28 protein-coding genes and 2 pseudogenes are annotated in these 24254 nt (G+C 64.5%); 25 read left to right on the top strand and 5 right to left on the bottom strand.

From position 1 onward, the window contains the following. Window positions 1-422 (top strand): response regulator (locus GGR47_RS18405; RefSeq protein ID WP_183949609.1); only part of this gene is annotated, 422 nt, incomplete at its 5' end. A gap of 104 nt (window positions 423-526) precedes the next feature. Here the strand turns inward: GGR47_RS18405 and GGR47_RS18400 are convergent. Then, window positions 527-1279, bottom strand: coding sequence for a Crp/Fnr family transcriptional regulator (locus GGR47_RS18400; RefSeq protein WP_244305297.1), 753 nt, complete (start codon window positions 1277-1279; stop codon window positions 527-529). 167 nt (window positions 1280-1446) lie between these two features. Between GGR47_RS18400 and GGR47_RS18395 the strand changes: the two genes are divergently transcribed. From GGR47_RS18395 to GGR47_RS18345, 11 genes are all read left to right on the top strand, one after another. Beyond that, complete coding sequence (locus GGR47_RS18395; protein WP_244305295.1) at window positions 1447-1812, top strand: hypothetical protein; 366 nt, start codon at window positions 1447-1449, stop codon at window positions 1810-1812. After that, window positions 1809-2210: a YsnF/AvaK domain-containing protein gene (locus tag GGR47_RS18390; protein WP_167509792.1), complete on the top strand. Its 402-nt coding sequence runs from the start codon at window positions 1809-1811 to the stop codon at window positions 2208-2210. The genes GGR47_RS18395 and GGR47_RS18390 overlap by 4 nt, the downstream gene beginning before the upstream one ends. After that, window positions 2207-2836 carry an OmpA family protein gene (locus GGR47_RS18385; RefSeq protein ID WP_147037353.1) on the top strand — a complete coding sequence of 210 codons (630 nt, stop codon included), beginning with the start codon at window positions 2207-2209 and terminating at the stop codon, window positions 2834-2836. The genes GGR47_RS18390 and GGR47_RS18385 overlap by 4 nt, the downstream gene beginning before the upstream one ends. A 32-nt stretch (window positions 2837-2868) precedes the next feature. Beyond that, window positions 2869-3903 carry a DUF2382 domain-containing protein gene (locus GGR47_RS18380; protein ID WP_147037352.1) on the top strand — a complete coding sequence of 345 codons (1035 nt, stop codon included), beginning with the start codon at window positions 2869-2871 and terminating at the stop codon, window positions 3901-3903. An 82-nt stretch (window positions 3904-3985) separates the two neighbouring features. After that, window positions 3986-5368: a mechanosensitive ion channel gene (locus GGR47_RS18375; protein ID WP_183949608.1), complete on the top strand. Its 1383-nt coding sequence runs from the start codon at window positions 3986-3988 to the stop codon at window positions 5366-5368. Then, entirely contained in the window at window positions 5365-5724 is a 360-nt protein-coding gene (locus tag GGR47_RS18370) for a hypothetical protein (protein ID WP_147036722.1), read from the top strand. The genes GGR47_RS18375 and GGR47_RS18370 overlap by 4 nt, the downstream gene beginning before the upstream one ends. 126 nt (window positions 5725-5850) lie before the next feature. Next, window positions 5851-6354, top strand: coding sequence for a ferritin-like domain-containing protein (locus tag GGR47_RS18365; RefSeq protein WP_147036721.1), 504 nt, complete (start codon window positions 5851-5853; stop codon window positions 6352-6354). A 26-nt stretch (window positions 6355-6380) separates the two neighbouring features. Continuing rightward, entirely contained in the window at window positions 6381-7370 is a 990-nt protein-coding gene (locus GGR47_RS18360) for an NAD(P)/FAD-dependent oxidoreductase (RefSeq protein WP_371859742.1), read from the top strand. A 6-nt stretch (window positions 7371-7376) separates the two neighbouring features. Further along, window positions 7377-8948: a Na+/H+ antiporter gene (locus GGR47_RS18355; RefSeq protein WP_147036720.1), complete on the top strand. Its 1572-nt coding sequence runs from the start codon at window positions 7377-7379 to the stop codon at window positions 8946-8948. 52 nt (window positions 8949-9000) lie between these two features. After that, on the top strand, window positions 9001-9666 hold the full coding sequence (locus GGR47_RS18350) for an HAD family hydrolase (protein WP_167509767.1): 666 nt from the start codon (window positions 9001-9003) through the stop codon (window positions 9664-9666). A gap of 74 nt (window positions 9667-9740) precedes the next feature. After that, entirely contained in the window at window positions 9741-9974 is a 234-nt protein-coding gene (locus tag GGR47_RS18345) for a hypothetical protein (protein WP_147036718.1), read from the top strand. Between the two features lie 153 nt (window positions 9975-10127). Here the strand turns inward: GGR47_RS18345 and GGR47_RS19045 are convergent. Then, a pseudogene (locus GGR47_RS19045) lies at window positions 10128-10598 on the bottom strand (thiamine phosphate synthase); the annotation flags it as partial. Between the two features lie 57 nt (window positions 10599-10655). Between GGR47_RS19045 and GGR47_RS19040 the strand changes: the two are divergent. Then, window positions 10656-10901, top strand: coding sequence for a hypothetical protein (locus GGR47_RS19040; protein ID WP_221204868.1), 246 nt, complete (start codon window positions 10656-10658; stop codon window positions 10899-10901). Window positions 10902-10995: 94 nt separating this feature from the next. Here the strand turns inward: GGR47_RS19040 and GGR47_RS18335 are convergent, their stop codons facing one another. Further along, on the bottom strand, window positions 10996-11250 hold the full coding sequence (locus GGR47_RS18335; RefSeq protein ID WP_147036717.1) for a hypothetical protein: 255 nt from the start codon (window positions 11248-11250) through the stop codon (window positions 10996-10998). Then, window positions 11247-11606 (bottom strand): response regulator, encoded by a 360-nt coding sequence (locus GGR47_RS18330; RefSeq protein WP_147036716.1) that lies wholly within the window; start codon window positions 11604-11606, stop codon window positions 11247-11249. Before GGR47_RS18330 ends, GGR47_RS18335 begins: the two co-directional genes overlap by 4 nt. Window positions 11607-11739: 133 nt before the next feature. On the opposite strand from GGR47_RS18330, the gene GGR47_RS18325 reads away from it, so the two are divergent. From GGR47_RS18325 to GGR47_RS18310, 5 genes and pseudogenes are all read left to right on the top strand, one after another. Further along, window positions 11740-11922 carry a CsbD family protein gene (locus GGR47_RS18325; RefSeq protein WP_147036715.1) on the top strand — a complete coding sequence of 61 codons (183 nt, stop codon included), beginning with the start codon at window positions 11740-11742 and terminating at the stop codon, window positions 11920-11922. A gap of 130 nt (window positions 11923-12052) precedes the next feature. Continuing rightward, a pseudogene (locus GGR47_RS18320) lies at window positions 12053-14145 on the top strand (catalase). A 60-nt stretch (window positions 14146-14205) separates the two neighbouring features. Further along, window positions 14206-14439 carry a hypothetical protein gene (locus tag GGR47_RS18315; protein WP_147036714.1) on the top strand — a complete coding sequence of 78 codons (234 nt, stop codon included), beginning with the start codon at window positions 14206-14208 and terminating at the stop codon, window positions 14437-14439. 75 nt (window positions 14440-14514) lie between these two features. Next, the gene (locus GGR47_RS19225; protein WP_244305157.1) at window positions 14515-14781 is read left to right on the top strand and encodes an NAD(P)/FAD-dependent oxidoreductase; all 267 of its coding nucleotides are present in this window, start codon (window positions 14515-14517) and stop codon (window positions 14779-14781) included. Between the two features lie 20 nt (window positions 14782-14801). Continuing rightward, window positions 14802-15419 carry an NAD(P)/FAD-dependent oxidoreductase gene (locus tag GGR47_RS18310; RefSeq protein ID WP_244305155.1) on the top strand — a complete coding sequence of 206 codons (618 nt, stop codon included), beginning with the start codon at window positions 14802-14804 and terminating at the stop codon, window positions 15417-15419. A gap of 76 nt (window positions 15420-15495) precedes the next feature. Here the strand turns inward: GGR47_RS18310 and GGR47_RS18305 are convergent, their stop codons facing one another. Beyond that, entirely contained in the window at window positions 15496-16251 is a 756-nt protein-coding gene (locus GGR47_RS18305) for a Crp/Fnr family transcriptional regulator (RefSeq protein WP_244305153.1), read from the bottom strand. A gap of 531 nt (window positions 16252-16782) precedes the next feature. Here GGR47_RS18305 and GGR47_RS18300 point away from each other — a divergent pair. From GGR47_RS18300 to GGR47_RS18270, 7 genes are all read left to right on the top strand, one after another. Continuing rightward, window positions 16783-18129, top strand: a complete 1347-nt coding sequence (locus GGR47_RS18300; RefSeq protein ID WP_167509766.1) for a mechanosensitive ion channel — start codon at window positions 16783-16785, stop codon at window positions 18127-18129. Beyond that, entirely contained in the window at window positions 18126-18485 is a 360-nt protein-coding gene (locus tag GGR47_RS18295) for a hypothetical protein (RefSeq protein WP_147036711.1), read from the top strand. The genes GGR47_RS18300 and GGR47_RS18295 overlap by 4 nt, the downstream gene beginning before the upstream one ends. A gap of 347 nt (window positions 18486-18832) precedes the next feature. Further along, window positions 18833-19759 carry a DUF389 domain-containing protein gene (locus GGR47_RS19345; protein ID WP_167509765.1) on the top strand — a complete coding sequence of 309 codons (927 nt, stop codon included), beginning with the start codon at window positions 18833-18835 and terminating at the stop codon, window positions 19757-19759. A 59-nt stretch (window positions 19760-19818) separates the two neighbouring features. Further along, window positions 19819-20790, top strand: a complete 972-nt coding sequence (locus GGR47_RS18285) for an L-lactate dehydrogenase (protein WP_147036709.1) — start codon at window positions 19819-19821, stop codon at window positions 20788-20790. After that, complete coding sequence (locus GGR47_RS18280) at window positions 20787-22472, top strand: YhjD/YihY/BrkB family envelope integrity protein (RefSeq protein ID WP_147036708.1); 1686 nt, start codon at window positions 20787-20789, stop codon at window positions 22470-22472. The genes GGR47_RS18285 and GGR47_RS18280 overlap by 4 nt, the downstream gene beginning before the upstream one ends. A 324-nt stretch (window positions 22473-22796) precedes the next feature. After that, complete coding sequence (aqpZ, locus tag GGR47_RS18275; protein ID WP_244305150.1) at window positions 22797-23576, top strand: aquaporin Z; 780 nt, start codon at window positions 22797-22799, stop codon at window positions 23574-23576. Between the two features lie 359 nt (window positions 23577-23935). Further along, entirely contained in the window at window positions 23936-24196 is a 261-nt protein-coding gene (locus tag GGR47_RS18270; RefSeq protein ID WP_246343147.1) for a hypothetical protein, read from the top strand. Window positions 24197-24254 lie beyond the last annotated feature (58 nt).

Raw genomic sequence — 24254 nt, 5'->3', positions numbered from 1 at the left:
AATGGAGCAGCTTACCACTGGCAGGATTTCTCTCCGCCGCACCGGCACCTATGCCGGCGCTCCCGTGGCCGGGTTTGTCACCGCCCTACACACTGGAGGTTGGTGGATTCTCAACCCAGCTGCTGAACGAACTCGGCTACGGTACCGAGTGGGCCAGCAACGCCGCGGACGCGCTGGCCTTGCTCGCGGCGTCTCTGGACTTCGATGCCGTCTTCTCGGATGTGGTGATGCCTGGCATGGGCGGTGTGGAGTTCGGGAAAGAAGTCCGCCGCCTGTACCCGGGCCTGCCGGTGATCCTCACCTCCGGCTACAGCCATGTGCTGGTTGAGGAAGGACAGCACGGGTTCCCGCTACTGCACAAGCCCTATGCGGTGGAAGACCTGTCGCGCCTGCTCCGCGAAACCCTTTTAGCCAGGTCATAGTCCTGAGCCCCAGCGGACCAGGAAGACCGCGATGCCACTCTGCTCCGGCCAGGAGTTTCGCTGCCGCCAAATTGATCAGCAGCGCTGAGGCGACCCCGTTTCGATCAATCGTCACACTCGCTGCTGGGCGGGTCTGCGAACAGCTTGGCACCGCCACGGATCTTGCCGTAACATTCGCACGACACCGCCGCGAGGCCGTCCCGGTCGACCACCGTCACGCGGCCGCGCTTATACTCGATGATCCCCAGCCGCTGGAGATCGCGCGCGACGATGTTGATCGCGTTGCGCTTGACCCCCAGCATCTCGGCGAGGAACTCCTGAGTGAGGGGGAGCCTGTTCGCTTCCGTCCGATCGTGGGTAGTGAGGATCCAGCGGGCGCAGCGATGGCGGACGTCATGGAGCGAGTTGCACGCGACCGACTGCAGCGTCATCCGCAGCAGCACCTCGCGCCAGCGCACGACCGCCGAGCACAGCTTGACGCTTGTATCGACCATGTCCTCGAAGCGCTCGGCGGTGGTGCGATAGCCCGCGCCCGCGATCTGCACCACGTGGCGCGTGAAGGCGGGGTCGACATAGCCGCTGGCGCTCATGCCGGTCGCACCTTCACGCCCGACCGTGGCGGACTCTGTCGAGCGACCGGCCTCCATGACCGCGACGAGCAAAATCATGCCCGAGGTCGGAAAATAGACATGCGTCATCAGCTGGCCAGGCTCGTACAGGACCTCGCCCTGGTTCAGCGTGACGGGCTCGAGATGCTCGTCGATCTTGACGCGCTCGTCGGCCGGTATGCGATCGAGAAGGTGATTGCTGCTGGAGGAGCATGCCGCCTGATCATCAACAATGGCATCGGCGATCACGATGGCTCCTCATCTGCGACGGGTTGTCGGTCGCTTCCAAACGCATTGCGCGAGATTAAGTCTTAGAGGCGGGAGGTAAAAAACTCAAAGATGTGCCGACGTGATCGGGAACCCTGCGGCGAAGCGCCTGTTTATGCCCGGTAAGATACACAGCAGGTCGACAGTAGATGCAGCGTGCCTCGTGCGGGTCGATCAGTATCGGCCTGCTTTCTCTTTCTCCGATCGTGCTTGGCCTGGCCGGGTGTATAGATCCTTCGCAGCGTATCGCGACATCCTTGATCCGCTATGGCTTGGACGAGAAGCAGGCGCAATGCGTCGGTGATCGATTGGAGGCACGTCTCTCCACCGGCCAACTTCGCCAGCTCGGCCGCGCCGCCCGCGGCTTTCATGACGGAGACCCCTCGCCAGGTCGGCTGACGATCGGCGACCTGGTCCGCGTATCGTCGCGGATCGAGGATGTACGGGTGCCGCTCGAAGTGGCCAGGGCCGCGGCTGGGTGCAATGTCCTTGCCGACGGAGCAGCGCGCCTGTGAGCGCCGACCAACACTTCGGCGAGACCCGCATCCCGCTCGTCGAGGAGACGGTCGCGATCGAGAAGCGCGCGGTCACGACCGGCCGCGTGCAGGTCCGCACCTTTGTCGACGAAGAGCAGGTCCGCGTCGCCGAGGCGCTCAATCGCGAGATCGTCGATGTCGAGAGGGTGCCGATCGGCCGGCAGGTCGAGGTTGCTCCGACCGTGCGCGAGGAAGGCGAATTCCTGATCGTGCCGGTCATCGAGGAGCGGCTGGTGATCGAGAAACGCCTGTTTCTGGTCGAGGAGCTTCGTCTTCGCCGCACCACTGTCACCGTGCCGGTCGAGGCCGACGCGACCCGGCGCGTGATGCGCGCCGAGGTGACCCGCGAGAACATCGCCGAAGGAGAGAATGGATGACAGATCCCGAGCGCGGCCAAGGTGCGCCGCCCCGCCATGTCCATATCGAGAAGACCTCGAAGAAGACCAACTGGTTGCCATGGGCGCTGCTCGGGCTTGGCTTGCTGGCGCTGATCGTTGCGCTCAGCCGCTGCAACGGCGAAAAGGAGAGGGCGGTCGTCACGCCTGCTCCGACCGCATCCCCCGCCGAGGTCGTCGCCACTACACCGGATGCCGATACCTCGACCGTGCTCGCCGGCACCTCGGGCCTTGGCGGCTATCTCGCCGGAACCGAAGCCGCGCCGCGCACCTTCCAGTTCGAGAAGCTGAATTTCGACACTGCGAAAAGCGACATCCGGCCCGTTGATGCGGACGAGGTGAACGCCATCGCCGCGGTGCTCAAGCAATATGGCACGGCGCGTGTCCGGATTGCCGGTTATGCCGACGCCCGTGGCCCTAGCGCCGCCAACCTGGCGCTCGGCAAGGCTCGCGCCGACAGCGTCAAGGCGGCGCTCGTCGCCAAGGGCATCGATGGCGCTCGCATCGAGACAATCTCTGGCGGTGAGAACGACCCCGTCGACACCAACGCGACTGCGTCAGGCCAAGCGGAAAACCGCCGGACCGAACTGGTCGTCATCGCCAGGTAATCACGTTTTAGTTCCCCCGAAGGAGAGTACCCATGTCCCGCACCATCACCGCGCTGTTCGACAGCCGACACGATGCCGAGGCCGCCAAGCAGCGGCTCCAGGATGCGCGCGTCGACGCCGATCATGTCAGGATTCACGACCAGTCGACCGTCGGCGACATGAGCCGTGGATACTCCACGCACCAGGATCCCGGCCTCTGGGGTTCGATCAAGAACGCCTTCCTGCCCGACGAGGATCGCCACACCTATGAGGAAGGGATCCGTCGCGGTGGCTACCTCTTGACCGCCGACGTCGATGAGGACGAGGTGGACGATGCCGTGCGCGCGCTGGAGAACGCCAACAGCGTCGACATCGACGAGCGCGCCGGCCAGTGGCGTTCGCAGGGCTGGGACTATCCGGCTGCCGGCACGGCGAGCGGCGCGCTGCGATCCGGCGACTATGATCGCGACCGGGGCGCGATCGGCGTCGGCGCGGACGAGGAGCGCCTGGAGGTGGTCGAGGAGCAGCTGGTCGTCGGCAAGCGCGAGGTCGATCGCGGCGGCGTCCGGGTCCGCTCCTATGTGACCGAGAAGCCGGTCCATGAGCAGATCCGTCTGCGTGACGAGAGCATCAATGTCGAGCGCCGCCCCGTCGATCGCGCCGTGACGCCCGGAGACGACGCGTTTCGCGAGCGCACGATCGAGATGACCGAAACCGATGAAGAGGCGGTCGTCGCCAAGACGGCCCGCGTCGTCGAGGAGGTTGTGGTCCGCAAGACCAGCGACGAGCGCGTCGAGGACATCAACGAGACGGTGCGCCGCACCGATGTCGATGTCGAGCAGATCGGCGGCGACGACCGGTCCGGCCTGGAGCGGACTGCCGGCCGCGGCGTTGCCGGGGGTGGGCGCTACGATGACGACCGTGAAGCCGGCACCGGGTTCGGCGACAAGGCGGCCGGGCTCGGCAAGGAAGCGCTGGGCAACGTCAAGCAGGGGCTTGGCGACCTGACCGGCAACGAGGGCCTGAAGCGCTCGGGTGAAGCCCAGGAGCGCGCCGGCGAAGCACAGCAGGGCAAGCGCCCCGACTGAGTAAAGGGGGATCGCCGGTACGGTCTTACGGCCGTACCGGCGATTATCCTGACATGACGCGCCAAGGTCCAAGGAGGACGACATGGACGACCTAGAGACTGCAGGCGGCACCGTCGTCGCCGGCACACGCGACTTTGGAAACCAGGCGCTGTTCCTGGCCGAGACATGGGGCCCGCGCATCCTGGCGGCGCTCCTCATCCTCGTGGTCGGGTGGCTCGTGGCGCGGGCCGTCAAATGGGGGGTGGCCAAGCTCGTCAACGCGACCCCGCTCGCGCGCCATGCCAATCGCCCCAACCTGCATGAGCGGCACCCCGAGACCGTCGGCGCCCAGGTCGGCAATGCCGCCTATTGGATCGTGCTGCTCGTCGCCTTGTTCCTGGCGGCGCAGCCGCTCGGCCTTGCCAGCGCGACCGGGCCATTGGGTCAAATGCTGAACGGGTTCGGGCAAGCCGTGCCGCGCATCATCGGCGCCGGGTTGATCCTGTTCATCGGCTACATCGTCGCCAGTGTCGCCAAGAAGGCGGTCGAGGCGGTCATCACCGCCAGTCACGTCGAGCGTCTGTCGAGCACGATCGGCGCTGCCGCGCCCAGCGATCCCACCGCCCTGCCGCGGCTTGCGGGCGGGGTCGTTTTCGCGCTGATCTTCATCCCCGTCGCAATCGCCGCGCTCGACACGCTCAACATCGCCGCCATCTCGCAGCCGGCGACCCAGATGCTGCGCATCATCCTTGATGCGATCCCGCACGTCATTGCCGCCGGCATTATCCTCGCGCTGGCTTATGCGATCGGCAAGTTCGCCTCACAGCTGCTCACGCAGTTCCTGGTGACGACCGGGTTCGATCGCACGATTGGGTCGCTGGGCCTCTTCCCGCAGGGCAGTGCCGTCAGGTCGGAGACGGTCGATCCGGCGAGCGGACGGACCCAGACGATGGTGTCGCCATCGGGGAGCGCGCCGGTCACCCCGTCCAAGATGGTCGGCACCGGCGCGTTCATCGCCATCTTGATCTTCGGCCTGATGGAAGCGTTCCGCCAGCTCGATTTCGCTTATGGTTCGCGGATCATGGCCGAGGTGCTGGCGCTGTTCGGCCAAGTCGTGTTCGGCGCGATCATCATCGCCGCCGCGGTCGCCATTGCGCAAGCGATCGCCAAGGCGATCCGGTCGAGCGGTGGGGCAGGGGCGGAGTTTACCGCCTCGCTGACCAAGATCGCGATCATCGTGCTCGGCACCGCGATCGGGCTGCGGTTCATGGGGCTTGCGGATGACATCATCAACCTCGCCTTCGGCCTGATCCTGGGCGCCATTGCCGTCGCGTTTGCGCTCGCCTTCGGGCTCGGCGGGCGCGAGCCGGCGGGACGCGTCGTGCAGCGCCTGCTCGGCAAGGCCGAGGACGAAGCCAATCGGCCGACGCAACCCAAGCCGCAAGCGCCGCCGGCGACGATGCAGAATCGGGAGACCGGGCTGTGATCCGGCCGGCGCTGTTCGCCGTCGTCGCGGCGCTCGCTCTCGTCGCCGGGTGCGACGGCCCGAAGGAGGATGCCGGCGAGAAGGCGGACGCGAACGCCGGCGTTGTCTCCAGCGAGGATACCATCGCAAAGGGGCCTGCGGAGCGGGTCGGGGAGGCGCAGGACCAGGCCGACGCCAGCAGGAACGCCGCCATCGAGGCGCGCGCCGACGCGGCGGAGGATGATGCCGATGCGGTTCGCGCCGAGGCCGACCGGAAGGCCGACGCGCTGGAGGAGCAAGCACGGCAGGTGCGCGAGCGAGCGGAACAGAAGGCTGACGCCGAGGAAGACCGCGCGGACGCCATTCGCAATCGCTGATCCGCAAACCTTCCGGGGTTCAGGCCCGTCAGAGGTCATGCGTCCCAGCATCGGGGCGGCCCGCGAGCGCGAGCGAACGACCGCCCTGCTTCTTGCAATCATACTACCCCCAAAGGAGACGATCCGATGTCTACACCCGAAAATCTTGAAGACTTGTACACCGACGAGCTGAAGGACCTCTGGTCGGCCAACGATCAGATGCAGCGCTGCCTCAAGAAGATCACGAGCAAGGTCTCCGATCCCGCGCTCAAGGAGATGCTCACCAAGTCGGTCGAGGGTATCGGCAATCACACCGGCGTGCTGAAGGAGCTTCTCGCCGATAGCGGCGAAAAGGTCTCGAAGGAGCATTGCAAGGGCATGGAAGGGCTGGTCGCCGAGGCGACCAAGCACACCGCCGAGGAGGCGCCCAAGAAGGGGCCGGTGCTCGATGCGGTGATCATCGCGCAGTACCAGCGCATGACCCATTACGGACTCGCAGGCTTCGGCACGGCGGCCGCTTACGCCAAGGCGCTTGGCCTGAAGGACGCCAACAAGAAGCTCCGCGACGCCACCAAGGAGATCTACGGTGGCGACGAATACATGACGAAGCTCGCAGAAACTTCTGTGAATATCAAAGCCAAGGAAGACTGAGCTTCGGCTAAACCTTCCTGCCGGGCATGCCTGCTTGCAAGAGCGGCAGGCATGTCCGGTGTCGGCGTGGCTGGACGGGTCGAACGTCGAGAGGAGCGTTCATGTTAGACTGCGCGATCATCGGGGCAGGACCGGCCGGGCTTACCGCGGCTACCTATCTGGCGCGCTTCCATCGCAAGGTGACCGTCTTCGATGGAGGGCCGAGCCGCGCGTCATGGATCCCGCGCTCGCATAACCACGCCGGCTTCCCGGAGGGCATCCCGGGTAACGAGCTGCTTGCCCGGATGCGTTCCCAAGCCGAGCATTACGGGGCAACGATCCTCGCTGCGCGCGTCGGTTGCGTGACGCGGCAGGACGGTAATTTCACGGTGTCGTACGCGGGTGGGGAGGCAAGTGCGCGAGCGATCCTGTTTGCGACGGGCGTGGTCAACCGCCGGCCACCCATCGCGGAAGACGATCATCAGCCGGCGCTCGATAGTGGAACGCTGCGTTACTGCCCGATCTGCGACGGCTATGAAGTCACCGGCAAGCGTGTCGCTGTTCTCGGGTCCAACACGCACGGCGTGGCGGAAGCGCTGTTTCTCCGGACTTATAGCGATGACGTGACGCTGTTGACGCTCGTCAAATCCGATCTCGACCGGAGCGATCGCGCAGCATTGGACAAAGCCGGCATCGCTGTGGAGACGACGGCTGCATCATCATTCGAGTTCGGGAAGCCGCACGCGCGCGTGCGCCTTGCGGACGGGCGCGATTTCGCCTTCGACACGCTCTATCCGGCTCTTGGGTCCGACGTGAACGACGAGTTGCTCGTGCCCTTCGGCCTCAAGCAGGCGGGGGACAAGTCGGTCATCACCGACAGTCACATGCGCCTCGGCATCGTCGGCCTGTACGCTGTGGGCGATCTCGTGCGCGGGCTGGACCAGATCAGCGTCGCGATGGGTCAGGCGGCGATCGCCGCGACAGCTATTCACAATGACTTGCGAGAGCGCGATGGCGAAACGCTCGAGCGAAAGTAGCACGCCATGCTGATCTTCGAGACACTGCTGCTGCTGCTCGGGATTTCAGTGGTCCTGGCACTCGTCGCGCGCCGGCTCAATATCCCTTCCGCGGTGATGCTGGTGCTCGGCGGCATGGCACTGGCGCTCGTCCCCGGCTTGCCGCCGCTCGAACTCAAGCCTGAGCTGGCGCTCGCCCTGTTCCTGCCGCCGCTGCTCCAGGCGAGCGCGCTCAGGACCGACTGGGGCGCGTTCCGGGCCAATGTCGTGTTCATCATGCTGCTGGCGATCGGCGCGGTGCTGTTCACCGCCGGTGTGGTCGCAGTGACGGTCCGGCATCTCGTGCCCGACGTGCCCTGGGCGGCCGCGATCGCGCTGGGCGCCATCATCGCGCCGCCCGACGCCGTGTCGGCGACCTCGGTCCTGAAGGCGTTCCGGCTGCCACGGCGGATCGTTGCGGTGCTCGAAGGCGAGAGCCTCATCAACGACGCCTCCGCGCTTGTGCTCTACCGCTTCGCCGTCGCGGCGACGATGGCAGGCACGATCAGCTTTGCCGATGCATCGCTGTCCTTTCTGTGGACCGCGGTCGGAGGGCTGGCGATCGGGCTCCTCGTCGGCTGGCTGACGAACTGGGCGATGTTACGCTTGCACGACCGCTTGCTCGAGATCGTCGTCTCCTTTCTGTCCGCCTTTGCGAGCTACTTCGCGGCGGAAGCGATCCATGTCTCGGGCGTGCTGGCGGCGGTCGCCTGTGGCGGGCTGGTCGGGCGGCGACAGCTCCAGCTCGCAGCGCGCACCCGCCTGGAGGCGAACACCGCCTGGGAGTTCGTCGAGTTCGTCCTCACCAGCTTTGTCTTCCTGCTCGTCGGGCTTCAGCTGCGCGGGATCGTCGAGCGCCTCGGCCAGTACGATCCGGGCCAGCTTTTCGTTCTCGGGACGGCGGTATCGGCCGCGCTGATCGTGGCACGCTTTGTCTGGGTGTTCGGCACCTTCTATCCCGTGGCCGCGCTCTGGTCCGGTCTGCGCGGGCAGGGGTTCAAGCCCCCGTTGAGCTATCCGACCATCATTTCCTGGGCGGGAATGCGCGGCGTGGTCAGCCTCGCGGCGGCACTGGCGTTGCCGGACGGTTTCCCGGCGCGCGACATCATCGTCTTCCTCGCGTTCGTCGCCATCCTGGCCACCCTGGTGCTCCAGGGCACCACGCTCGCCCCGCTCATTCGCCGGCTCGATCCGCATGACCCGGAGATCGAGGAAGCGAAGCCCGTGGTCATCGCGGCGCGCAAGGAGGTCGCTGCTGCCGCGCTCGGCGCCCTGTCGGAGAAGCTGAAGGACCCGAAGCACGCCGATGTCGCCGAAATGCTGGTCCATGATTTCCAGACGCGGGTCGAGCATGCCGAACGGCTCGGCGACGGCGGCGAAGACGCAGCGGAACGCATGGCTGCGACCCTCAAGCTGCGCCTCGAAGCGCTAGGCGCCGCTCGCCAGAAACTGCTTGAAAAGCGCAACGAGCTCGACGGCGAGACGCTGGCGACGCTCGTGCAGGAACTCGACCTCGAAGAGGAACAGGTTCGCGTGGCGCTCGAAGCGCATGCCTCATGACAGGACGGCCCGGCGGCACAGGCGCCAAACTCCAGAACAAAAGAGAAGGTTGATGATGATCAAGGCGGTTCTATTCGATATCGACGGTACGCTGATCGACAGCAACGACGCGCATGTGAAGGCGTGGGAGCTGGCCTTCAGCGGGGGCGGTCACCGGGTCGAACCGCAGAAGATCCACGACCAGATCGGCAAGGGTGCCGATCACCTGGTCCCGGCGCTCATTCCGGGTGTCAGCGAAGACGAGGCAGAAGCGCTGGGCGAGGCCCATGGCAAGCTCTTCAAGTCGCTGTTCCTGAGACAAATGGGGCCGTTCCCTGGCGCGCGTGACCTGCTGCAACGCGTGCACGATGCGGGGCAGAAGATCGTCCTAGCCTCCTCGGCTTCGCAAGCCGAGGTCGACCATTATCTAGACCTGCTGGACGCGCGCGACCTCGTGCTCGCCACGACCAGCGCCGACGATGTCGCGCGCACCAAGCCGGCGCCCGACATCTTCGCAGCGGCGATGAAGGAGCTGGACGGCCTGTCGCCCGACGATGTTCTCGCGATCGGCGACACGCCCTATGACATCGAGGCGGCCAAGCAGTGCGGCATCGGCTGCATCGCGCTGCGGTCAGGCAAGTTCGCGGATGAGGCGTTGAAGGCGGCCGGGGCGATCGCGCTGTACGACGACGTCGCCGCGCTCTTTGCGCAATATGATCGTTCACCACTGGCGCGCTGAGGTCTCCCCCCGAGTGGGACAAAACTGCCCGCACGAACGTTTAAAGTTCAACCAGTAATTTGGAGAATAGCAGGATGGCCAATCTGCTCGGTGCCCTGGTCGGGGCCGCTATCGACCGTGGCGACGGCGACAGCGGCATCAAGGGCGCGATCATCGGCACCGTCGCCGAAAGCGCAATCAAGGGACTGGCGCCGATCGTCGCGACCTACGCGCTCGGCTGGAGTGTGCAATATGCGATCCGCAAGGGCTGGCACGCGATCGCCGGCTCCGACCCGATCGAGCCCGGCACGGGGCGGCTGCGCGCCTAGGCGTAGCCGTTTACGGCGCCCGGCGCCGATCCTCCATCAAGGCGCGCAAGTGAGCAGCGACCGCCTGAGGGTCGCTCGCCGTGCACAGTGCTGAGACGACGGCGATGCCGTCGATCGGCACCGTGTCGAGCGGGGCGGGGAGCGTCTCGGTGTTCAGTCCGCCGATTCCCATGAGCGGCAAGGACGGCGCTCGAGCGCGAATGGCCGCCACGCCCGTGGTCCCGAGGGCGCTGCGGCGTCGGACTTGGTGGCGGTCGCGAACACCGGCCCGACGCCAAGATAGTCGACGATCGCCGGATCAGCGTCGGCGGCTTCCGCCTCGTTGGTCACCGACAGCCCGACGATCGCCGCTTCACCAAGGATGCGCCGCGCATCGGCGGGTGGAAGGTCGGATTGGCCGAGATGGACCCCTTCGGCCCCGACAGCCGCGGCGATGTCCACCCGGTCTTTGATCACGAGCGGTATGCCCAGCGGAACAAGCAGCTCGTGGAGGTTGCGGGCGTCCTTGACGAACCGCCGCGCATCGTCACCCTTGTCGCGGAGCTGCACCATTGCCGCCCCGCCCGCCACGGCTGCGGTGACCAACTCGGCGAGTGTGCGGCCCTTGATGATGGCGGTGTCGGCGACGAGGCAAAGCTTCGGGTCGAGAGTCGGTCTCGGAGATCCTCCGTCTGCATGAGGATGAAGATCGCGACGACCAGCACGATCACGAACGTCTCGAACGGCGCGAGCACCGACTTCAGAAAGCCGAGCGCGGTATCGAGAACCGAAGGTTCGTTCTCCAGAACCCTGACCGGGATCGCCGTCCGGCTTCCCGACGTCAGGGAAGGCGCTGCAGGCGCGGGGCGTGCGGGCGTCTTGGTCAGGAAAGCCATCTTTTCTGCGGCGAAGACCTTCACTCCCTCGATCTTCGTTTCGATCGTCTGAGCATATTTCGGTGCGTCCGCCGACAGCGACGCTGCCTGGAAACCTACCAATTTCCCGATCCCCTCGATCATACCAAAAGCGGCGATGACGGTGGTCAGGACCGCGAGCGATTCGAGAGCCGGAGACGCCGAAGCAGGCTGACGATCGGGGAAAGAACGAACGATAGCAGGGTCGCGAGCGTGATCGGTATCAGCACGTCCTTTGCGAAAAACAGCCCGGCAACAACCACCACCGCGACCGCCAAGCCCAATAGCCCTTCGACGCCTGGTGAATTGGCCGGCGCGACGCGAGCGCTGCCCGATTCCGGTTGCCTCCCGGACATGGCTGCGAGGTCTTGATCCTCCGTCATGCGAACGTCTCCGAAGCGTCTCCAAGCAGCGCCCTTTGCATCTCCTGTCCAATCAGCGGCTTTCGCAACACCCGGTGCTCCTCATGCAATGCCTCCGGGAGAAGCTCCGGGTTGGCCGTGAGATAGATGATCCGGGTGTCGCAGCTCCGGCGCAGCTCATCAGCGATCATCGGGCCGGTGAAGCCGTCGGCCAGATTGAGGTCGATGATCGCGATCTCAGGAGCAAATTCGATGACGGCTCGAGCGCTCTCGATACTGTCGACGATCATGATCGCGTCGATCCCGGAATCCCGCGCGAGATCCTCTAGGTGGCTGGCAACGGCCGGAATGTCCTCGGCGATCAGTAATCGGTGCATCGGCTTTTCCCCTGTTGTCGGCCGAAACAGGTTCAGCCGCCATGCGTTCCGGTCTTATGCATTTTTCCGTGCATAGCGGGAGCCAAAGCGCGCGGTCGTCGTTGAAGCCTATTGCAATCAATGGAGATGCATCATGGGCGAGTTCGTGGACAAGGTGAAGGGCGCGATCAACGACCTGGTCGGTGACGCCAAGCAGGAGGTCGGCACCCGGACCGATAGCCCCGACCTGGCAGCAGACGGCGCCGCACAGCAGGCGACCGGCAAAGGACAGAAGCTCAAGGGCGGCATCAAGGGCGCGCTCGGCGATAAAATCTGATCAGGCGCGGCCGAACGGAGCGTGACTAATGCAAAGGGCGCCTTAATCTGGGCGCCCCTTTGACTGTTGGAAGGCACTCGACATCGTAACCGTCGACGCCGTTCTGCGTGAACTTGAAGGGGATTTAGCAATGGAGTCGGACGGCAAAGCGCGGAAGCAGGATTATGCAGGTGGGGAAACGCACCAGATCGCTGACGACGATCATCCGGTCCTCACGACCAACCATGGTATGCCCATTTCCGACAACCAGAACCAGCTGAAGGCGGGGCCGCGCGGCCCGGTGCTGATCGAGGACGAAGTCTTCCGCGAGAAGATGAACCATTTCGATCACGAGCGCATCCCCGAGCGCATCGTCCACGCCCGCGGCTCGGCCGCGCACGGCTATTTCGAGTGCACCGAGAGCCTCGCCGATATCACCGTTGCCGATCTGTTCCAGAAGAAAGGCCAGCGCACCGAGGTGTTCACGCGCTTCTCGACCGTTGCGGGCGGCGCGGGGTCAGTCGACACGCCGCGCGACGTGCGCGGCTTCGCGGTCAAGTTCTATACACGCGAAGGCAATTGGGACCTTGTCGGCAACAACATCCCCGTCTTCTTCGTCCAGGACGCGATCAAGTTTCCCGACCTGATCCACGCCGCCAAGATGGAGGCCGATCGCGGCTACCCGCAAGCGGCAACCGCGCACGACACGTTCTGACTTCATTTCGCTAATGCCTGAGTCCACCCACATGGTCATGTGGGCGATGTCAGACAGGACACTGCCCCGCACCTTCGCGAACATGGAGGGGTTCGGCGTCCACACGTTCCGCTTCATCAACAAGGACGGGAAGTCGACCTTCGTCAAGTTCCACTGGAAGCCGAAGGCGGGCCTCGCCTCAACGATCTGGGACGAGACGGTGAAGATTGCCGGCGCCGATCCGGACTTTCAGCGCCGCAATCTCTTCGAGAGCATCGATCGCGGCGATTTCCCGACCTGGGAACTGGGCGTGCAGCTGTTCGACGAGGCGTTTGCCGAGAGCCAGCCCTACGATGTGCTCGACGCGACCAAGATCATACCCGAGGAGGTGCTGCCTGTCCGCATTGTCGGGAAGATGGTGCTGGACCGCTATCCCGACAACTTCTTCGCCGAAACCGAACAGGCCGCATTCGTGCCGAGCCATGTCGTCCCGGGCATCGGCTTCTCGAACGATCCGCTGCTGCAGGGCCGGCTGTTCAGCTACACCGATACGCAGTTGTCGAGGCTCGGTTCGGTCAACTTCCATCAGTTGCCGATCAACGCCGCCAAGGGACGCGCGGCGGCGGCGGGCTGCCCGTTCATGAACCAGCAGCGCGACGGCCACATGCAGATGGCGGTTCCCAAGGGCCGCGCCAATTACGAGCCCAACAGCCTGGCGCAGGCGGGCGAAGAAGCTGGCGCGCGCGAAGACCCGGTACGTGGCTACAAGACTTTCCCCGTCGGAAGAGCAGGGCCAGAAACTGCGTATCCGGCCGGAGAGCTTCGCCGACCATTACAGCCAGGCGCGCTTGTTCTTCCGGTCGATGGACCCGGCCGAGCAAGCGCACATTGCCTCGGCGTTGGTGTTCGAGCTCAGCAAGGTCAGCCTCGAGCATATACGCATCGCGGTAATGGCCAACCTGCGTAACGTCGACGAGGATCTGGCGCAACGCGTCGCCGATGGTCTCGCGATGGACCTGCCGCCGGCGTCGGAGACCGCGGTGCCGGTGCTTGACATGGATCCCTCGCCCGCGCTGCGGATCATCCGCGGTCCGCTCGAAAAGCACACGCTGGAAGGTCGCACGGTCGGCATCCTGATCGCCGACGGAACCAACGCCGGCGAGCTGTCGACGCTCAAGGACGCGGTGAAGGCCGCTGGCGGCACGCCGATGACGATCGCGCCCAAGGTCGGCAAGGTGCCCCTGTCCGACGGCAGCGCGATCGCCGCGGACGCGCAGCTGTTCGGCCAGCCCTCGGTGACGGTCGATGCTTGCGCGGTGATCCTGTCTGAGGCGGCTGCGGCCAAGCTCGTCAAGGAAGGCGCCGCGGCGCAATGGGTGATGGACGCTTTCGGCCACTTGAAGGCGATCGGCGCCAACGACGCCGCCAAGCCGCTCCTCGACAAGGCGGGGGTCGAGCCCGACGAGGGCGTCACCGACCTTGCCGGCTTCGTGGAGGCGGCAAAGAAGCGTTATTGGGATCGGGAAGCGTCGGTTCGAACGCTGGCGTGATCGCTCGAGACGTCTCCACGCCCGACCTCGGTCGGGCGCATCCCTGCGAAAGGACGGGACATGGCAAATCTTCTCGGCGCGCTTATAGGCGCTGCAATCGACCGCGGTGACGGCGACAGCGGGATCAAGGGCGCTATCATCGGCACCGTCGCCGAAACGGCGATCCGGGGACTGGCGCCCATCGTCGCGACCTACGCACTTGGGTGGGGCGTTCAATACGCAATCCGCAAAGGGTGGCATCTGGTTACGGGGGCGGATCCGATCGAACCCGCCAGCGGAACACTGCGTCGCTGATGCCAAGCGTGCACGCGACGCTGGCTTCAGATCGTGGGACCTCAGATCCGGCGATGCTCCCGAATGATTGCCTGCGTGATCATCGGCGGCGGACCGGCAGGCCTGACCGCCGCCATTTATCGCGCACGGTTCCGTCGCGACGTCGTTGTATTTGATGACGGCAACAGCCGTGCAAGCTGGATTCCCAAATCGCATAATCATCCCGGCTTCCCGGAAGGGATCGGCGGGAACGAGCTGCTCGTGCGGATGCGCGCGCAGGCCGAGCGCTATGGCGTGGTGCTGCATCATGAGCGCGCAACGGCATTGGAGCGGAAGGGAGATGGGTCCTCGTATCGACAGTGAACCGCACGCTGGACGCGCGTATGACCTTGCTCGCGACAGGTGTGGTCAATCGCAGTCCGCAGATCGATCCCGCCACGCACAGGCGGGCACTGGAAAGCGGTAAGTTGCGCTACTGCCCGATCCGTGACGGTTTCGAGGTCACCGACACGCGCATCGCCGTAATCGGCGCCGACGAACACGGCGTCGCCGAGGCGCTTTTTCTCAGGACATATTCGTCAAAGATCACGTTGCTGGCAGAGCGGACCGTGGACCTCGACGAACGGGACCGACAGGCGCTCCAAGAGGCCGGGATCGCGCTCGCCGGTGCGCCGCTGGCCTCGATCGACTTCGGGTCGGGAGATGATGTCATTATCACTCTGGAACACGGTGCCGGCACCTTAGTCGTGGACACCGTGTATCCGGCGCTCGGCTCGGACATCAACAATGCGCTGGCCGTCGATCTGTGGGTCGCGTTGAGCGACTGTCGGTGCATTGCCACCGACGAGGATCAGGGCAGCAATCTACCCGGTTGCTACGCTGCGGGCGATGTCGTGGCCGGTCTCGATCAGATCAGCGTGGCGATAGGTCACGCGGCGAAAGCGGCAACGGCGATTCACAACGCGCTTCGAGCGCTTGACGGGCAGACGGCGGACAAATAATCGGTTCCAAGCGTCTCAGCGACCTGACCGCGTCCATATCACACCAAGACCATGCTCGCGATCGCCGCACCAGAGGTCAGTCTTCGCACTCACTGCTCGGTGGCTGCGTGAACAGTTTCGATATCTCACCCCGGATGAGTGCGTAACATTCGCAGGATTCCTCCCGCAGTAGGTCGGGATTGATCACCGAGATCTTGCCGCGTTTATACTCTATCGCTCCGGTCGAGAGAAACTCGCGGGCAACGATGTTGACTGCGTTTCGCTTGACCCCGAGCATTTCGGCAAGGAATTCCTGCTTCAAGGGCAGCCTGTCGGTCTCGGTCCGGTCGTGGGTGGTCAGGATCCAGCGCGCGAGGCGCTGGCGAACGGTGTGAAGCGCGTTGCAGGCAACCGACTGCAGTGACATTCGCACCATGACCTCGCGCCAGCGAGTAACGGCCGAACAGAATGCAACGCTCTCGTTGACCAGATCTTCGAAATCTTCCGCTTTGACCCGGTAGCCGCTGCCGGGGAGTTGAACGACGTAGCGGTTGAAAGCGTCGTCGACATAGCCGCTCGCACTCAATCCTGCGGCTCCCTCACGCCCGATCGTCATTCCCTCAGCGGTTCGACCGTCGCTCATGACCGCGACCAGCGAGATCATGCCGGTCAGCGGCAGAAAGACGTGAGTGAGCGGTTGCCCGGGCTCGTACAATACCTGTCCGGCTTCCAGCAGCACGGGCTTCAGACGATCGTCCATCCGCGCCCGCTCATCGGGAGGAACCCGATCGAGAAGGTAGTTGCTGCTCAAACGAGCCGCACCGTTCTCGCGATCTCCGGGATCGTCAGCCAATTAAAAGCTCCTCTCTAGCTGCATGCTCAACGCGCCGCCCTACACGTCGATCAATTTCGACAAAGAAACCTCCGCGGGAACGCGCCATGTGAAAAACCGTTAATGAACGGTTGAATACATAACGGGGCGATAGCGGCATGGTTCGATCGGCATGGAGAGCGCTAGGCGGCACGGCGATGCCTGTCGCCGGGGCTGTTCTGCTCGCTTCCTGTGCCAGCCCTTCGACACGAATAGCGACCGGGCTTGGAGAATACGGACTAAGCGAAGGTTCGGCGCGATGCATGGGAGCTCGCCTGCAGTCGCGCCTGTCGCTGGGCCAGCTCCGACAACTCGGGCGCGCCGCACAAGCTTTAAGTCAGTCGCAGGCCGGGCGCCTGACGGCCAATGACCTGATCCGCGCGGGCGCTCAGGTCAACGATGTCAAAATACCCCTGGAAGTCACGAAAGCGGCCGCATCTTGGGGTGCGTTGAGGGAAGCGGCCGGGGTTCAGGGAGGTTGATATGAACGATGTGCGATATGCGGGGGGAACCGTGATCGACGGGACCCGCGACTTTACGAACCAAGTCTGGATGTACGCGCAGGAATGGGGGCCGCGCATTATCGGCGCGCTGGTCATTCTTCTGATCGGATGGCTGGTTGCACGCGCTGTCAAATGGGGCGTCGCGAACCTCATCAATCGGACCCCGCTGGCGCGGCGCGCCAATCAACCCAACCATCCGCCACGCGATCAGTCGACGATCGGTGCGCAGGTCGGGGATGCTGCGTTCTGGGTCGTTTTGCTGGTTGCCTTCTTCCTTGCAGCGCAACCGCTCGGCCTCGCTAGCGCGACGGGTCCGCTTGCCGAAATGCTGAACGGCTTCGGCAATGCCGTCCCGCGGATCATCGGCGCCGGTCTGATCCTTTTTCTCGGGTATATCCTGGCAAGCGTGGCGAAGAAGGCGGTCGAAGCCGTCATCACCGCGAGCCATGTCGAACGATTGTCGGCGCACGTCGGCAGCATGCCGCCCGCCGACCCGAGCGCCTTGCCGGGCGCGGTCGGTAGCGTCGTGTTTGCGCTGATCATCATTCCAGTGGCGATCGCGGCGCTCGACACACTCAATATCGCCGCCATCTCGCAGCCGGCGACTGCCATGCTGCGGATCATTCTCGACGCCATTCCGCATGTGATCGCGGCAGGCATCATCATCACGCTTGCCTACTACCTCGGCAAATTCGCTTCGCAGCTGATCACGTCCTTCCTGGGCTCGACCGGCGTTGACAAGGCGATCAACTCCCTGGGCCTGTTTCCCCGGAGCGATGCTTCCGTCGACGGCGTCACCGGCGCCGAGCAGGTATCCGTCAAGGCGGGTGCGACGCTCACCCCGACGAAGATGATCGGGTCGGGCGTCTTCATCGCCATTGTCATCTTCGGCCTGATGGAGGCGTTCCGGCAGCTCAATTTCGCCTATGGTTCGCGGATCATGGCGGAGGTGCTGACGCTCTTCGGTCAGGTGGTCTTCGGTGCGATCATCATCGCCGCAGCCGTCGCAATCGCACGCCTGATCTCGACGACGATTAAGGCAAGCGGCGGGGCCGGTGCCGACTTTACCGCTTCGCTCACAAAGGTGGCGATCATCGTCCTGGGCACAGCTATCGGGTTGCGCTTCATGGGTTTGGCGGACGACATCATCAATCTGGCGTTCGGCCTCATTCTCGGGGCGATCGCGGTGGCGTTCGCACTCGCTTTTGGCCTTGGCGGGCGCGATCAAGCCGGCAGGATCGTTCAGAGGCTGCTGGGCAAGGCAGAGGATGAGGCGAACCGGCCTGCTGCGCCCTCTACCGTACCGGTCGCCCCTGCGTCGCCGATCGCTCCGCGCGAACAGGACACGCAGGCATGACCCGCTGGATGAGCAAATCGCTGTTGGCTGTCGGCATCCTGCTGGCGGGCTGTGACGGCCGTTGCGAAAACGCCGGAGAGCAGGCGGACGCCAATGCCGGCGTCGTCTCCGGCGAAGATACGTTGGTCAGCGGCCCGGCAGAAACGGCGGGAGAGGCGCAGGATCGTGCGGCAGAAAGCGCGAACGCGGCGATCGAAGCGAACGCCGATGCCGCCGAGGACCGCGCGGACGCGATACGCAGTACGGCCGATCGGGAAGCCGATGCGCTCGAGGAACGAGCCAAGAAGGTCCGTCGGGATGCCGAGCAGAAGGCCGGCGCGGCCGAAGACCGTGCAGACGCCATTCGCGGCAAATGATGTTCACGGGTCGATCGCCCGGGACTGTACCTGAAGGCCCGGAGAGGTCGCGCGTAGCAACTTGATCGGGACCCGGGGGCACGCGCTCCCGGGCCCCATCTTACCCCTACTGCTTTGACACCGGAATGGCGCGATATGGAAACACCCGATGATTGCGAAGCTGCCGCGATCGAGCGCGAGCTCGGCTACTGCGAAAGCCGTGCGCACGCGGAAAAGCGGGCAGCGCGCCTTAGCCGGAGCGTCGAGGCAGTTATCGCCCACCGACGCCTTGCGGACGCATACGATTCAAGAGCGCAACGCCTGCGATGTCGCGTCGAAAATCACCCTTATCCGGCCAAGGAATAATCGTGCATCGTGTCATCGACATTACCGTGCCCTCGCACCGCGGCGAGCAGCTGATCGCCGCGCTGAGCCAGCTCGAAGGGGTAGTCGTGCTGACGTGGCAGCACGGCGCTTCGATCAAACCCGTCGGCGACGTGGTGACCGTCCACGCCCTCAATCGTGCAACCGACGATGTGATGCGCGCCGTGGCGACGATCGGCGGCGATACGCCGTTCACGGTCTTAACGGCGGAGGTCGCGAGCATCAGCGACCCCGAAAACCAGAAGCAGATCGACGCCGACGTCGACGAGGCGATATGGGAGGAGCTCGAAACCGGTCTCCGGCATCAGGGACGCCTCACCGCAAATTTCCTGCTTCTGATGGCGCTTGGCGGCGTTATCGGCGCCGCCGGAGCGTTCACCGAGCCCGCGATCGCGGCAGTGGCATATGTCGCGTCCGCGATCATCGCTCCCGGATTCGAGCCCCTGGCGAAACTGCCGTTGGGCATGGTGCTGAGACGGGCCGAAGTAGCCCGTGCCGGCATGCTGGCGACGCTCACCGGCTACGCGGTTCTGGCGGCTGCCGCAGGGGCGACATGGCTACTGCTTTCCAACTTCGGCGGCGTCCAATCGTCAGCCTTCCTCGAGGGCGACGTCCTCAAGCATACGATCCATCCTTCGCCGGAGCTTTTGACGATCGCGCTTGCCGGGGCTTTTGCCGGCGTACTCATCCAGGCCTCATACCGCCGAAGCGTGATCGCGGGCGCACTGGTCGCTATGCGGCTGATCGAAGCAGCGTCGGTGGCTGGCATAGCCCTGGCGATGGGGCGTCTGGATCTGGCGGCCGCCAGCGGGGTGCGATTGGCGGTCGACGCCGGCTTCGTCCTGGTCGCGGGTGTGATCGTTTTCGGCCTCAAGCAGCTCATCGTCCACCGTCGCGCGCCGCTGCACTGACGGCTCGCGTGGTCCCGCTCCCTGCACCCGCCTTTATTCGATGAAACGAAAGCCTCACAATGAACGATCATTCCGCCTCCGCAACGCACGACAACCGGGTCTACATCATCGGCTGCGGGCGGGTCGGGATGGCGAGCGCCTACGCGCTCATCCAGAGCAGCTTCATCCGCGAACTCGTGCTGGTCGGCCGAGACCGCGAAAGGACCGAAGGCGAGGTCATGGACCTCGAACACGCGGTCGCGGTCCCGATGAAGTCTCCCATCAACGTCATCAACGGCAGCTACGCTGACGCCGCATCCAGCTCCGTAGTGGTCATCGCTGCCGGAAAGGCCACAGGCGGCGGCGACACCTCGCGGCTCGATCTCCTCGACGCCAACGCACCGATCGTGCGTGAGATCGTCGGCAAGCTCAAGAAGGAGGGGTTCGACGGCGTGATCGTCATGGCAACCAACCCGGTCGACCTGCTCGTCCAGGTCGCGCTCGAGGAATCGGGGCTCCCGACAGGCCAGGTTGTCGGGACCGGGACGTTGGTCGATACCGCCAGATTGCGCGGGATGCTCGCCGAAGCATTCGATATCGAGCCGCGCGGGGTCGATGCCTATATCATCGGCGAACATGGGGATTCCGAAGTCGCCGTATGGAGCGGTGCACGCATCGCCGGCGTGCCTCTCCTCCGACACTCGGACAGCGGAGAGGCACGGGACCTTGATCGGATGCTCGAGCGTGTTCGTCGCGCGGCACCCGAGGTCGTTCGTCGCAAGGGGCATACCGAATATGCCATCGGCCTGTGCGTCCAGCGGATCTGCGAAGCCGTACTGCGCAATGAGCACGCGGTTCTCGCGGTCTCCACGGTCCTTGATGGTGAATATGGTCTGACCGACGTGTGCCTCGGCAAACCGTGCGTGCTCGGCAAGAACGGGATCGAGCGGATCATCGAGCTCGATCTCGACGAAGAGGAGCGCAAAGCCCTCCACCGCTCCGCTGAGACATTGCGGCGGCTTAACCCTCGATTATCGGCAGGCGCGGCATGACGATCGGGAACGACAAGGCCGGTACTGGAGCGCGGTCGCCGTTCGCGATCCCGACCGAAGGCTGGCTGGCCGTGCTCCGCCGAACCTGGGAAGAGACCGGCAAGGACAATATCGGCCTCATCGCCGCCGGTATCGCCTTCTATGCATTCGCCGCGATCGTCCCGCTGCTCGGCGCGGTTGTCCTCAGCTACGGTCTCTTCGCCGAGCCCGAGACGGTTCGCAGTAACGTCGAGCACGTGTTCGCCGCAGTGCCGCGCGAGGCGGCCACCATCATCACCGAACAACTCGTGACCGTTGTCGAGACCTCGAAGGGCAAGCAGGGTCTCGGCCTGATCATTGCGATCGCGCTCGCCTTCTATGGCGCCACCAAAGGCGCGTCGGCGATCGTGACAGCGCTCAACGTCGCTTATGGCGAGACCGAGCGGCGCGGGTTCTTCCGCGTCAACCTCCTGTATTTCGCGCTGGTCGCCGGCGGTGTGTTCCTGATCTTCCTGGCGATCGCATCGACAACGCTTCTCGGATTTCTCGAAAGCCTGGTTCCGCGCGCTTCGGACGTTCTTCTCACACTCATCAGGGTCACAGGTTACGCCCTTTTGGGAGCATTCGTCGTGACGGCTGCCGCGATCCTGTATCGCTTCGGACCGGACCGCCGCAAACCGTCATGGGTCTGGCTGTCGCCGGGATCGCTGGCTGCCACCGTGCTGTGGCTGGTCGGAACCGCCGGCTTTGGCGTCTATGTGTCGAATTTCGGCAACTATGGCGCGACCTATGGTTCGCTGAGCGCGGTGATTGTGATGCTCACCTGGCTGTGGCTGTCGGCGTTCGTCTTTCTGCTGGGCGCCGAGTTGAATGCCGAGCTCGAACGTCAGGTCGAGGGCGGGGGGGCAGAGGCGCAGCCATCCACCTCTCCTCTCAGCGATTCGCCGCACGGGCGAACGCCAGACCCGTCAGGTGACGATCGACGGGCGAGGGCGCCCGACAAGTTCGGGACACGCGCTCCCCCGACCTACGGCCCGGCCTGGGTCGAGGGTGCGTTGTGTGCCGCGGGGCTGCTCCTGCTGCGCAACGGCAAGCCCGGCAAGGCGGCGGTGGCCATCGTCGGCGCAGTCGCCGCCTATAAAATCGGTCGGGGCGCAAGCACTCGGCGCAGCAACGGCTTAAAACTCTCGGCACAGGTAACATCGAACGAACCCGAGCGTTCGCACCTCTCACCAACGAAGGAGTACCCAATGGCAGACCGTGACAATGATATCAGCGTCCTCAACAGGCTGATCGCCACCACCCTCGACAGCGTGGATGGCTATACTGAAGCCGCGGGCGATATCGAAAATCCTCGCTACGGCAGCGTGTTCTCGGATCGTGCTCGTGAACGCCGCGAGGTCGTGAGCGACCTTCAGGCGGAAGTCCGCCGTTTGGGCGGCGATCCCGAAGATGACGGGACCGTGCTTGCCGGAGCCCACCGCATGTTCCTCGACCTCAAGGCCAAGGTCACGGGGCAGGACGACAAGGCGATCATCGACGAGGTCGAGCGGGGCGAAGACCATATCAAGGCGAAGTTCGACGATGCGTTGGCGAAGGAGGATCTGTCGCCGGAGGTGCGGGCGGCAATCGCCAAGGCCAACCAGTCGGTGCAGGAAGGCCACGATCAGATGCGCGACCTGAAGCATAGCATGGAACGCTAACACCAGAACCTTAGCGACGCCGATACGCGTTGCCGACGTGACTTTTCAGCCCGGTCCGCACGCGCGAGGCCGGGCTGAATTATTTGAGGCCAACGCAGCCAAGCCATCGTCATCTCTAGAGTCCGTGCGCGAGCGGTTCTTTCGTGCCTGAACGGAACCCGCCGCTTACACTCTGGTTATGCATCCTGCCGTGCATAGGCATTTTACATAGAACGGGGATCGTCACCAATGAACGACTGGATGCCTAAGGCCTGACACCTCGCTAACGCGCTTCGCCGAGGTCCGCATATGACTGACGCGGTCGTGCACCCTCCACGCGCGCGCATGTCCAAGCGCATGACGGCGGAGGCGTTCGGCACATTCTGGCTCGTGCTCGGTGGGTGCGGCACCGCCGTGCTCGCGACCGGGGAGGGCGGTGTCGGCGTTCTCGGCGTCGCGCTGGCGTTCGGCCTTACCGTGTTCACCATGGCGTTCGCCATTGGCGCGATTTCCGGGGGACATTTCAATCCTGCGGTTACAGTCGGCTTGACCGCCGCAGGCCGCTTCCCGGCGCGTGAGATTCCCGCTTACGTGGCGGCCCAACTCGTCGGCGCGATCGTCGCTTCGCTGCTCCTTCTCATGATCGCCCGCAGCATGCCCGGGTTCGATCTCGGAGGATTTGTGACGAACGGGTACGGCGATGCATCCCCCAAAGGATATCCGTTGGTCATTGCGCTGGTCGTCGAGACGGTGCTGACGGCAGCTTTCCTGATGGTCATCCTGGGCGCGACCGACGAACGGTCGCCAGCGGCATTCGCGCCTCTGGCGATCGGTTTGGCGCTGACCCTGATCCACCTCCTCTCGATCCCGGTGACCAACACGTCGGTCAATCCTGCGCGCAGTACCGGCCCTGCCTTGATGATGGGAGGCACCGCTCTTGCTCAGCTTTGGGTGTTCTGGGTCGCGCCGCTGGTCGGTGCCGTGCTCGCCGGTCTAATTGGTCGTTGGCTGTTCTCGCATGCCGACGATGTCCGATCGCCCGGACCCATTTCAGTCGCCAAGCTCGATCGTATGGTGGACCCGGTGACGACGCCGACAGCGGGCAATGACGTCAACAGCAAGTAATCTTCAAAGGATATCCTGATGGCTACCCTTCCTCCCGATCCCTACGCTCCCGTCCCTCCATGATCCCGATGGCGCACCCCGGCCGGACAACCAGCCGGGCAGTTTGCCCGGGCCGGATAATCCCGTTGCGCCGTCGATCGATGATCCGGAAGTTCCCGATTAGCAGCCGGTAGAGGAACCCGCAGCCCCGGGCGACGCGCCCAGCGATAGTCCGACACAGACCCAGGCCTGATGCCTGCCCCACCGTCGCACACGGTCAAGTTTTAAGAGGATCAATAAAATGGCAGTGAAGTTCGCAGGGACGATGAACGCGATCAACCGCGGACTCGAAGATACCAAGCCCGCCAAAGGGTGTTGATATGATCGAGGATTGGGAAGCCGCGCTGGCAGACGTCGATGTTCCGGGTGCGAAGGGCATCTTGCGTGATCTGACGTCGCTTCGCAAGCAGCTCGAGAAGTCCGAGCCGGACGCCGATCGGGTCCATGCGCTTGTCCACCGCCTTGGCACCGCCACGACGAAGATCGCCGAGAAGGCCGATAAGTGGCAGGACAAGCTGAAGGCCCTGGGTGAAGCGCTGACTGAGGGGTCGGTTCCGGCTGAGGGCGAAATGACACCCTAAGCGTCGGCGTCTTTCGGCCAGAGGTATTCGCCGGTGAGGAGGATGTGCGCCCATCCGA

This window comes from Sphingomonas aquatilis (genome assembly GCF_014196115.1).
Lineage (GTDB): Bacteria > Pseudomonadota > Alphaproteobacteria > Sphingomonadales > Sphingomonadaceae > Sphingomonas > Sphingomonas aquatilis.
Note: the sequence above shows the minus strand (reverse complement) of the source record. Positions and strands in the feature narration are given on the sequence as shown.